Raw genomic sequence first — 10,640 nt, 5'->3', positions numbered from 1 at the left:
TTCCTGTTATTGTTTTTTCCTAGCCCATACATGAATGTATCGACCCATGGAGAGATAAGGCTCTTGGCGACACAGCTGTTGTTCCAGTTTTAGAACATCCTCAGCGGTGTAATCTCCCATGTATTGCATATTGCCAATGTAATCACTGAATGAGCGAATGCCAGATTTGCCACAAATTTCAAACCCAGACTCTTCAATCCACTGATACACATCCTCAGGCTTCAACCCTTTTTGTGGTTGAAGCTTAAATCTTTTTCTATGTGGCATCCCATCCAATACATGAGGAATGTTGCCACAAATGACATTCTTAAATACCAACCCATGATGATTGTAAAACATGACAGAAGCGATACCGCCAGGTTTCACTTGCTGTAACACGGCTTCAAGTGCAGGCCTAGGGTCTGCTAGCCATTCCATCACTGCATGGAACAAAGTGAGATCAACCTGTTGTTCCATGTGCTCAGCAATACGCTGCACTGGACTGTGGATCCAGCGATATTGCGAGAGTAACCCGTTTTTTTCAACCTCTGCTTTGGCTAATTTGAGCATTTCAGAAGAAAGGTCACACAAGGTGATATGATGGCCGCGTTCAGCAATCCGCTGCGAAACTTGACCTAATCCACCACCAGCATCTAATACTTTTAGCGCTTTTTTAGTATCATCCAGCTCGGCAAGAGCCTGGGTTAAATCTTCCCAAACAATAGTTTGGCGGATTTCTCCCTTCTCGGAGCCGTAAATATTTTTTGCAAATTTGTGGGCGATATCGTCGAAATTACGGTCTTGCATCACGGTTTATTGAGTTAAGATAACCAGTCGTACAGCTATTCTGTCATATAAGTGACAGGAATAAAGGGGCAACTCCCTTTTTTAGCGTTAAGTGGTGTTTTTTCGGACTATTATTCTATGTTTGAGCTGAAAAAGCTGGTGTCTGCATTACTAATGCCTTTACCCGCTATGCTAATCCTTGGCTTTTTGGGATTGCTTCTTATCATGTTTACCGCAAGACGTAAGTTTGGCAGCTTGTTGGTTCTCGTATCGCTGTGTGGGACATTTCTTATTGCATTCCAGCCGCTCTCTAGTCGTTTATTGATGCCGCTTGAGCGTCAGTACAGCGCCTTTTTACCGATTAATGAATCTATTGACTATGTTATGGTACTTGGCGGCGGCCACGTGGTCGATGACGATATTCCTCCAACGTCAGAGTTATCTCGTACTTCTTTGATGCGCTTAACCGAAGGCATTCGCGTCATGCGCATGTATCCAGGAAGTAAACTGATTTTATCTGGCTATGCAGGTGGCACTGATGTCAGTCACGCTAGAGTCATGGCAAAAGTAGCGCTCGCGCTTGGAGTAGCCAAACCCGATATTATTTTGCTTGAAGCTGCAAAAGATACTTGGGAAGAAGCAAGACAAGCATCGGCGTTTGTGCAAAGCAAAAAGCTGGTTTTGGTGACATCGGCCAGTCATATGCAGCGAGCAATGTATGAGTTTGAGGCTGCCGGGCTCAAGCCTTACCCGGCACCAACAAACTTTTTAGCACATGAAAATGTTGAACAAGCTTGGCATCGCTATACGCCACAAGCTCGTTATCTTGAACAAACCGAGCGCTACTGGTACGAAACACTGGGCTCACTATGGCAACGTTTACGCGATTGGGTCGCGAACGAAAGCATGCAAGATCTGTCATTTTCAGTATCGGAGTTTGAGCCAGAGCAATCAAAACCCACTCAACTTGACCAACAAGAGTTAGAGCAGCAACTGGCGCCAAATGAAGATCCTGAGCAATCCAGTAATGGCCCCAGCTCTCAATAGAGTCAATCGCAACAAAAAAGAGCCTCACATATGAGGCTCTTTTTCGTTTTATTGCTCAGTGAAGTTATCGTGCGTTCAACTGATCAAGCTTTGCTTTCACCGGCACGGAGAAATTGAAACCATCATGCTGATCCCAGTTGATCGACCAGGTCATCACACCTCCAAAGTTCGGTGAAGTCTTCGCCGGTACCACAGTGTCACAGCGAGTGATTGAAATCATACAATCTAACGCAGCTTCAATATTGGCAATGGGTGCTTGCCCTGAGTTTGCACTGCTTGGGCCTGATGGCAACCCAATAGCAACTTGGTCATCTCGAAGTGGCAAGAACTGGCTACCATCTGCAAGCTCAAAACCTTCAGTGAGCATTCGGGATGCCGCCACCATCATATCCACCGACCCTTCAGGCGCGGCTCCTGTGGTATAAGGGTTGGCAAGCCCACCGTTGTTATAAAGCTGAACATGCAACAAATCGAGCGTGTCGCGCACTTCATTGATAAGGGGAATATAGGCCCCCCAGATCCCAGAATAAGCCACCATACCGCCTTGAACGTAAGGGTGCTCCGGAGCCATTGTCAAATACATGTCGCCACCAATGTTGGCTTCAATCGCTTTTAGCGCACGCGGTAAGCGAGCTTGGATTTCGCTACCATGGACGAGATTCGAACCGCTTTCGTAGTCGACGTCTAATCCATCAAATCCCCACTCTTTAATGATGGCCGTCAGACTCTCTACAAAAGCAGCTTCGTCGGCGTCCGTATTGAGCGTGATGGTCCCCTCAGCACCGCCAAGGGACAAAACAAAAATCTTCCCTTCCGCTTGCAGCGCCTTAATGTCTTGCTTGAACTGAACAGGATCGATAGGCGCACAACTCGAGCGAATATCGCCATTGTAGAGGTTGAAATGGACTCTGCCGGTACTGTTGCGATCGTTGTCAGCAAACGCGATATCAATGATGTCCCAATCTTTCGACATTTGATTAAGTGGAATTGGACAACCCGCACCATTAACGAAGTTATGCCAGTAACCGATCAGTTTGTGCCTAGGCTGCACCACTGATTTAGCTGATACCGTCGCGCTAGTTGAAGATACTGAGTTACCCTGTGCATCTTTACCAGTCACACTGAGCTGATAAGAGCCTATCGCTGCTGGTGTCCAGCTAAATTGATAAGGGGCCGCGTTATCCGTCGCAACTAACAAGCCATTGACGAAGAGCTCAGCACTGGTGACATCACTTTGTAGCGCGCTGACATCAGCATTCACCGTGACCGCTTTGCCTACCGCGACAACATCGCCTGAAGTCGGTGACGTGATCTCGGCAACCAAAGGCTGGTCAGTTATCGACAAAGTACGCTTAACTTGACTGGTATTACCCTCATTATCTGTCGCCGCAACCGTAACGGTTGTTTCTCCAGAGCCGATGGCATTCCACATCCACTGATAAGGCGCAGTGGAAATTAGACCCAATGAAGCGCCATTTACGCTCGCTTCGGCACTGACAACAGTACCATCAGCATCATTTATGCTAGCTTGAATGTTTACATCTGCACCTAGCAATACCGTTTGACCTTCACTTGGCGAGACCAGCGTAATTTCTGGAGCGGTTGCACAAGCTCCAAGGCTGTTCCACGCATCTTGCCAGTAAAGACCAGCTCCAGGCTCATACGCCCATGCCGAGTCTGATGAACACCATCCAGCCACCGAACATTGATACAAGCTGCCATTGTTGGTGACATTCTGTCCAGTTTGATAACTGTTACCTGCAACATACACAGCAGCGTCGGAACATTTACCACCTGCCACGGCTGTTGCTGTAACCGTTATCGCCGGCGATTGCGAACTCGCTCCGGCGTCATCCGTCACAACAGCTTCGATAACATAGTCACCAGCAGAAGCCGCACTCCAGTTCGACTGCCATGGCGGCGTGGTCAACGAGTCAACCACAGCGCCGCTGACCACAAAATCAACCTGTGCAATGGTGCCATCGCTATCCAGAGGCGAAGCCGTCAAAGTGACCGACTCTCCAACACTGATTTGAGAGCTCGAACTTTGCAGTGTCACACTAGGTGGCTGATTAGTCACATCAACAACACTAAACAGCTGAGAAACGGTTGTCGCGGCCCCGTCATCGTCTGTAGCGGTCACGGTTAACTGATAGTTACCCAGCTCGGTTAGCCACTCGGTGGTATAAGGTGCACTGGTTAACGTTGCAATCGACACACCGTCTAACGCAAAGACCACCTGGTTAACTGTGCCATCGGCATCACCTGCCGTCGCCGAAAAGGTGACCACATTTCCCACAGCGAGCTGCGCGTAGTTAGCAGGGGAAGTGATGGAAACGGACGGCGCGACATTGGCACCACCGTCGGTACAATCACCTACTTTCGACCATTCTTGATAAGGCGCGGAGTGTTGCTGAGGATCAACATTCACATTCCACCAATTTGCGTTGTAAGCAACAGACTGCCATTGAACTTGGTTGCCGCCATTGTAAGTCGTAGCCGGGTCCCAAACCGACAAAGTGCTGCACTGAACTGCCATGGCGGGTGCCGTATAAAAAGAGCTTGCTGCCAAAAATATAGCAGTGGGTAGCGCAGCGCGCCGTGCCCCGTTCAGGGACTTGGGTAGAGAAATCACATTGGTCATAGAACTTCCTTTTATTGAACCAAGTTTTAATGAGGTTGAATTGAGCTCGATAACACAAGCCAGCTGTCAATCAGCCTGCCATTATCGAAACAGCCAATTTCAAATTAGTTCAACTACAGGGGCAGCTTGGAAGTCCTAAAAGGGAAGAAAACGCTACGCGAGTCACCTAACAAAATTAATCGGTAACGCCGCAATTCGTTACTAAAGAAAGTAAACCTGCTCCCATAAAACAGCTCCAGTTACCTTTTTGGTAACTGGAGCTAATACAGGATTTTAACTGTCTATTAATCTTAGTCGCCAGCGAACATGTAACCTTCACCATGGACGGTAATGAAAATTTGCGGATTCTTAGGATCCACTTCCATTTTGGCTCTCATACGACGGATCAATACATCAATCGTTCGATCGTTTGGCGCATCAACGCGATGGCTGATCATATTCAAAATACGTTCACGACTGAGCACTTGGTTTGGGTAGGTGGAAAGCGCCACGAGAAGCTCGTACTCCGCCTTAGTCAGTTTCACCGGATCGCCACTGTTTGTTAGTGAACGTCGTTGTTTATCAAACGTCCATTCTCCAAAGTGAATAACGTGTTCACTCTCAACCGACTGCTCTAGCACCGGCTGTTTGCGCGCCAATGAGATGCGCCATAGTAAATTCTTAACTCTAACCAACAGCTCACGCAGCTCAAAAGGCTTAGTTACATAATCATCCGCGCCCATCTCAAGCCCAACGATACGGTCAATACTATCGGTGCGACCAGTGACGAGAATAATGCCAATATCAGACTGACTACGCAGCTCTCTCGTCAGCATTAGGCCGTCTTCTTTTGGCAGGTTAATATCAAGCATAACTAGGTCAATACTCGACTCTTGCAAAACTTGACGCATTTCATTGCCATCTTGGGCTTCACTAACCAAATACCCTTCATTTTCGAAATAGCCAGCGAGCTTACTGCGAGTGACTACGTCATCTTCTACAACCAAAACGTGATATTTCATATCGGTACTATCTCAATCTGTAATGACTGGGGCATTCTATTCATAACCATTCACAATTCTAGTCTACACCGCCGTCAATAAGCACAAACCTACTTTTTTTTTGATTCAAGACAACCAAAACCATCGAACGCCATATGCAACAAATACCCAAGTACAATTTGGGCGCGTAAATTAATTTTTATCATATTTTTTAATAAATTAACTTATTTATTCATATTATCCGTTATTGCTGTTCATCTTTATTGGCTAGAATAGAAGGTATCATTTTTGGAGACGATACAAATGCAAGAAATCAAAGCATTTAATGAACAACGTGCGGAAATCTATTGGTGGCTGTCCAGCCTATTTGCTTCAGAGCTGACCGAAGATGAGCTAAACAAATATCACAGCCCAGAGATACGTTCGTTTCTAACAGGCCTAGGTGAAAACCCATCCCTCTCTGAGCCGATAAAAACTTTCACCGATGCACTAAATCGCTTACAAGTTCGTGAAGATGCCCAGCTAGAGCTCTCAGCAGACTTCTGCGATCTCTTTTTGAAGTCCGATAAACATGGCGCACTGCCTTATGCCTCTATGTATATTGGTAAGTCCGGCTTGCTTAATGACCAACCAGCACAGGACATGACAGACCTTCTGACAAAGCACGGTGTTGCCGTTAATCAAGATCTGAATGAACCCGCTGACCATCTCGCAATTGAGCTCGACTTTTTGGGCAATCTCATAATCCGCTCCAACGAGCTGGAAAATGAAGCGCACATGAACACCGCGATGACCGAGCAAGCAGACTTCATTAATACCTATTTAATGAGCTGGTTGCCTCAGTTCGTTCAAAAATGCCAACAGTTTGATGAATTTGGTTTTTACGCAGCTGCGGCAAGTTTATTGCACGCTTTCTGTCAGCTCGACCTTACCTATCTTTTGGATGAAAACGACTAGCTAACATGTGGCGCAAAAGGGTTTTCCGCTCTCTATGAGTCAATTTTGCGCCTTAGTTATAAATTTCTAGGATAAATGATTGCCAGCTCACTAAGCTGCGACTACAATTCGCCGTTTAAATGCAATCACCCAACGGCATTACAATTAGACGCCCCTTTCCGGTGCCGACTTTGAGCCATACGCTCAAACTTTGCCTTGGCTTGCATACACTTGCCGGTTCCCGCCTTTAAATTCGTATTTTCACAAAAGTGCTGGAACCACTAAAATGAAAGCGGCACAAACGTTAATTCAACGTTAAACCTATAAGCCGCGACTAATAGGATATCACTATGGCAACCATTAAAGATGTCGCCCGACTTGCTGGCGTTTCAACGACCACAGTATCCCATGTAATTAATAAGACTCGCTTTGTTGCAGAAGCAACACAAGAAAAAGTGATGGCGGCGGTTAATGAGCTCAATTACGCCCCAAGTGCGGTTGCTCGTAGCTTGAAATGCAACTCGACCAAGACCATTGGCATGCTGGTTACGCAGTCGACCAACTTATTTTTCTCAGAAGTCATCGATGGTGTGGAAAGTTACTGCTATCGCCAAGGCTATACTCTCATTTTGTGTAACACAGGCGGTGTTTACGAGAAGCAACGTGACTACATCCGCATGCTTGCCGAAAAGCGTGTTGATGGCATTTTGGTGATGTGCTCAGACTTAACCGAAGAGCTCCTTGAAATGCTTGACCGCCATGCTGATATTCCTAAGGTAATCATGGATTGGGGCCCAGAGAGCTCGCAAGCAGATAAGATCATCGATAACTCGGAAGAAGGTGGCTATCTAGCAACTAAGTTCTTGATTGAAAAAGGTCATACCGATATTGCTTGCCTAAGTGGCCACTTAGAGAAAGCTGTCTGCCAAGAGCGCATCATTGGTTACAAGCGTGCACTGGTGGAAGCCGGTATCGAAATGAAAGAAGATCGCATTTTAGAAGGTAACTTTGAATGTGATACCGCTGTAATCGCCGCGAACCGAATTGCAGCAATGGAAGAAAGGCCCACTGCAGTATTTTGCTTTAATGACACAATGGCATTCGGACTAATGAGTCGCCTTCAGCAGCTTGGCGTTCGTGTCCCTGACGACATTTCTGTTATTGGTTATGACAATATCGAACTGGCTGAATACTTTTCACCTCCGCTCACAACGGTTCACCAACCGAAGCGACGCGTCGGTAAAAATGCCTTTGAGATTCTACTAGAACGAATCAAAGATAAAGGTCACGAAAAACGCATTTTCGAAATGCACCCAGAAATTGTAGAACGTGACTCTGTCAAACCTCTTACCTAATGCTGACAAAAGTGCCGATTTCGGCACTTTTTTTTGATCTCTATTCAAAGTTTTCCCTGCCCACTGTCAATTTTTTATTCACCTCTAGGCACAAATAGTCAACCATTATTTGAACCAGTGTCACATTTTGAAAAAACAGTAATCAATAACTTACATAGTTTTCCTATATGCTATATGTGTCACGCACAGGGCAAACCATCTGAAAGGGTGGGACGCAAAGCCTCCGGCCTAAACCAATTTTTTAATTGATAGGTAGCGGGGTTGCCGATGGCAAGGGGTAAGACTCAGTTATAGCAGTGGCTTAACAGAGCTCTGACACCCGTTTGCTATACTCTCGGACCTGATTTTGGTGACACAATCAATAACACCGAGAAAAGAATAAGCATGGATAATCCTATACTAAAAGATTCAATGCAGTTATTCGCTCAGCTTGGAAGAGTAAAGTCTCGCTCCATGTTCGGCGGATTTGGCATCTTCGTAGATGATACGATGTTTGCATTAGCAGTGAACAACAAATTACATATCAGAACAGACCGCAAGACCATATCTACCTTTAAGAAACTGGGTTACAAACCATACGTTTACAAAAAGCGTGGATTTCCTGTCGTCACTAAATACTTCGCATTACCAGAAGATTGTTGGCAAGACCAAGAGGCTATCTTGGTTCACGCTAAACAAGCGCTTGAATTTGCTAAAACAGAAAAAGCGCAGCAGTCTGAGGCAAAGCCAAACCGACTAAAAGATTTACCTAACTTACGTCTGGCAACGGAGCGTATGCTCAAAAAAGCCGGTATTGAATCTGTCGGTGATTTGCAGCAGCACGGCTCTGTTGAAGCGTTCAAAGCCATTCAAAGAACCCATTCTAGCTCAGTTGGTCTGGAGTTATTGTGGGCACTTGAAGGTGCAATCAACGGAACTCATTGGTCAGTGATCCCGCAAACCAAACGTGAAGAGCTCGCTAGCTCAATCAACTAACCTTTGGTTTTAATGAGAAAAAATCAGCCTTATGGCTGATTTTTTTCGTATTAGTTGAAAGGAAAAGTTCACTGCTCCTTTCTACTAAACTAATACTAAGACATCTCAAAGGATACCGTCATGAGCAAGAAGCTGATATTGGGGCTGGTACTGGTTGCCGTCATCGTATTTTTAGGCATTAATTTTGGTCAACACCTCACGCTCGAGAACGCCAAAGCGCAGCAAGCCGCGCTCGCTGAGTACATCGATGCTAATTTTGTAACGGCTGCACTCACCTACTTTTTTGCCTACATCGCGATTACTGCGTTTTCGATCCCTGGCGCTGCCGTTGTCACCTTACTAGGTGCTGCTTTGTTTGGTTTTTGGACCAGTCTACTGCTGGTTTCTTTCGCAAGTACTATTGGTGCAACATTGGCATTTTTGAGCAGCCGATTCCTGCTTCGTGATTGGGTGCAAAGTAAATTTGGTTCTAAACTCGACACCATTAATAAAGGTGTGGAAAAAGACGGCGCCTTTTACCTATTCTCACTCAGACTCATCCCGGTATTCCCGTTCTTTTTGATTAACCTATTGATGGGTCTGACACCAATCCGTGCATCAAAGTACTACCTAGTTAGCCAACTTGGTATGCTGCCTGGCACTGCCGTCTACCTAAATGCAGGTACGCAACTTGCCAACATCGATAGCCTTTCTGGCATTGTGTCACCAACTGTATTGGCGTCATTTGCACTGCTAGGTTTGTTCCCGCTCATCGCTAAATGGATCATGGCTCGACTGTCTCGCTCACCGCAGGTACAAGAATAGATGAAGATTTTTATCGGCAATAACCCACCAGAGACTCACATCGTGCAGCAACAACTGGCTTCAGAGGGTATCCACTGTGAAGTGCGCGGTGAGGGTGTGTTTGGACTTAGGGGGGAAGTGCCTTTTGACGAAAGTTCACTGCCTTATGTTTGGCTGTTCGACATCGAACAATCCATGATGGCAAAAGCCATTATTAAGCAGTGGGAGTTAAAAACTCAAAATGCCAATCACGCTGATTGGCATTGCTTTGCATGTGATGAACTCAATGAGGGACAATTTGAGGTTTGCTGGAACTGTCAAACCCCAAAACCAATTAAGATGCCACTGACTTAATGAAATCTATCGAATGCTTATTGAACTCATCTGGCCTTTCAACGTTGCACACGTGACCACAATCTTTAATCTCTAAAAGTCGGCTGGACTTGTGTTCAGCCACCATCTCTTTGACCGGCTTGATAAACATATAATCTTTATCACCCATCAGATACAAAGTCGGAATTGGCAGTTCACGATCTTTGAAGTAGCGATTAAGTGGGTTCACTTCTGTTGTCAGTTGATACCAGCGCTTAAACTCTTTCTGACACAGCTTTTTCGCTTCACGAACGAATAAGTGACGAGATTCTTTTTGACCCGGCTGCGGCATCACAATATAAGCAAATAGGCTGTATAACCACATGTAAGGAATCATGTGCTTACTCCAGTTACCTATCTTCACCAAGATCTGTGAACGAGTGTTAAAACGCGTTACAGCGCCGCCTAGTACCATAGAGCGAACTCTTGAGTGCGCGAGCTCAGCTATATTGCGAACAATGATGGTACCTAAAGACATGCCAACAAAATGCGCTGACTGAATTTTCAAATGATCCAGCACGCGCACTATGTCCATGGTTACCTCTTTAAAGGTGTACTTATTGGACATGATGTCTTTTAAAAACTGATTTGACTTGCCATGACCACGAAGATCAATAAACAACAGATTGAAGTGCTCACGGTAAGCACGGATTTGCTTGAACCAGATATTTGAGCTGCCGCCTGCACCATGCACAAAAACCACCCACTCGTTGCTCGTTGGATGCTGATAAGTTTTATGGAATAACAGACTTTCTGACATAGTACTCAATACGCAAAACCTAG

The 10,640-nt window shown here is 45.7% G+C and carries 10 protein-coding genes and 1 riboswitch; of the genes, 6 read left to right on the top strand and 4 right to left on the bottom strand.

The annotated features are described in order from the left end of the window. Nucleotides 1–6: 6 nt before the first annotated feature. A complete protein-coding gene (gene cmoM / locus AAA946_RS05650; protein WP_338163982.1) occupies nucleotides 7–789 on the bottom strand; it encodes a tRNA uridine 5-oxyacetic acid(34) methyltransferase CmoM in 783 nt (260 codons plus the stop codon). A gap of 114 nt (nucleotides 790–903) precedes the next feature. Here cmoM and elyC point away from each other — a divergent pair, with 114 nt between their 5' ends. Next, nucleotides 904–1,812, top strand: coding sequence for an envelope biogenesis factor ElyC (gene elyC / locus AAA946_RS05645; RefSeq protein WP_338163981.1), 909 nt, complete (start codon nucleotides 904–906; stop codon nucleotides 1,810–1,812). 64 nt (nucleotides 1,813–1,876) lie between these two features. On the opposite strand, the gene AAA946_RS05640 is transcribed toward elyC, so the two are convergent. Further along, a complete protein-coding gene (locus AAA946_RS05640) occupies nucleotides 1,877–4,351 on the bottom strand; it encodes an Ig-like domain-containing protein (RefSeq protein ID WP_445206093.1) in 2,475 nt (824 codons plus the stop codon). Between the two features lie 395 nt (nucleotides 4,352–4,746). Further along, nucleotides 4,747–5,457, bottom strand: coding sequence for a two-component system response regulator TorR (gene torR / locus AAA946_RS05635; protein WP_338163979.1), 711 nt, complete (start codon nucleotides 5,455–5,457; stop codon nucleotides 4,747–4,749). Nucleotides 5,458–5,739: 282 nt separating this feature from the next. On the opposite strand from torR, the gene torD reads away from it, so the two are divergent. The 5 genes from torD (at nucleotide 5,740) to AAA946_RS05610 (ending at nucleotide 9,839) form a co-directional block, all read left to right on the top strand. Continuing rightward, nucleotides 5,740–6,393, top strand: a complete 654-nt coding sequence (gene torD, locus AAA946_RS05630; RefSeq protein WP_338163978.1) for a molecular chaperone TorD — start codon at nucleotides 5,740–5,742, stop codon at nucleotides 6,391–6,393. Nucleotides 6,394–6,722: 329 nt separating this feature from the next. Beyond that, complete coding sequence (gene purR, locus AAA946_RS05625; protein ID WP_338163977.1) at nucleotides 6,723–7,727, top strand: HTH-type transcriptional repressor PurR; 1,005 nt, start codon at nucleotides 6,723–6,725, stop codon at nucleotides 7,725–7,727. A 179-nt stretch (nucleotides 7,728–7,906) separates the two neighbouring features. Continuing rightward, a riboswitch (cyclic di-GMP riboswitch) is annotated at nucleotides 7,907–7,996 on the top strand. 115 nt (nucleotides 7,997–8,111) lie between these two features. Continuing rightward, nucleotides 8,112–8,702 (top strand): TfoX/Sxy family DNA transformation protein, encoded by a 591-nt coding sequence (locus tag AAA946_RS05620; RefSeq protein ID WP_338163976.1) that lies wholly within the window; start codon nucleotides 8,112–8,114, stop codon nucleotides 8,700–8,702. A gap of 120 nt (nucleotides 8,703–8,822) precedes the next feature. Continuing rightward, on the top strand, nucleotides 8,823–9,506 hold the full coding sequence (locus AAA946_RS05615; protein ID WP_338163975.1) for a TVP38/TMEM64 family protein: 684 nt from the start codon (nucleotides 8,823–8,825) through the stop codon (nucleotides 9,504–9,506). Further along, the gene (locus AAA946_RS05610) at nucleotides 9,507–9,839 is read left to right on the top strand and encodes a DUF2007 domain-containing protein (protein ID WP_338163974.1); all 333 of its coding nucleotides are present in this window, start codon (nucleotides 9,507–9,509) and stop codon (nucleotides 9,837–9,839) included. It abuts the gene before it with no gap. On the opposite strand, the gene AAA946_RS05605 is transcribed toward AAA946_RS05610, so the two are convergent. Further along, entirely contained in the window at nucleotides 9,820–10,617 is a 798-nt protein-coding gene (locus AAA946_RS05605) for an alpha/beta fold hydrolase (protein WP_112462002.1), read from the bottom strand. The genes AAA946_RS05610 and AAA946_RS05605 overlap by 20 nt on opposite strands. Nucleotides 10,618–10,640: the final 23 nt, after the last annotated feature.

Origin of the sequence: Vibrio sp. 10N (assembly GCF_036245475.1) — a bacterium.
In the GTDB taxonomy this organism is placed as follows: Bacteria; Pseudomonadota; Gammaproteobacteria; order Enterobacterales; family Vibrionaceae; genus Vibrio.
The sequence above is the reverse complement of the archived record's forward strand: the minus strand, read 5'-3'. Positions and strand labels throughout refer to the sequence as shown.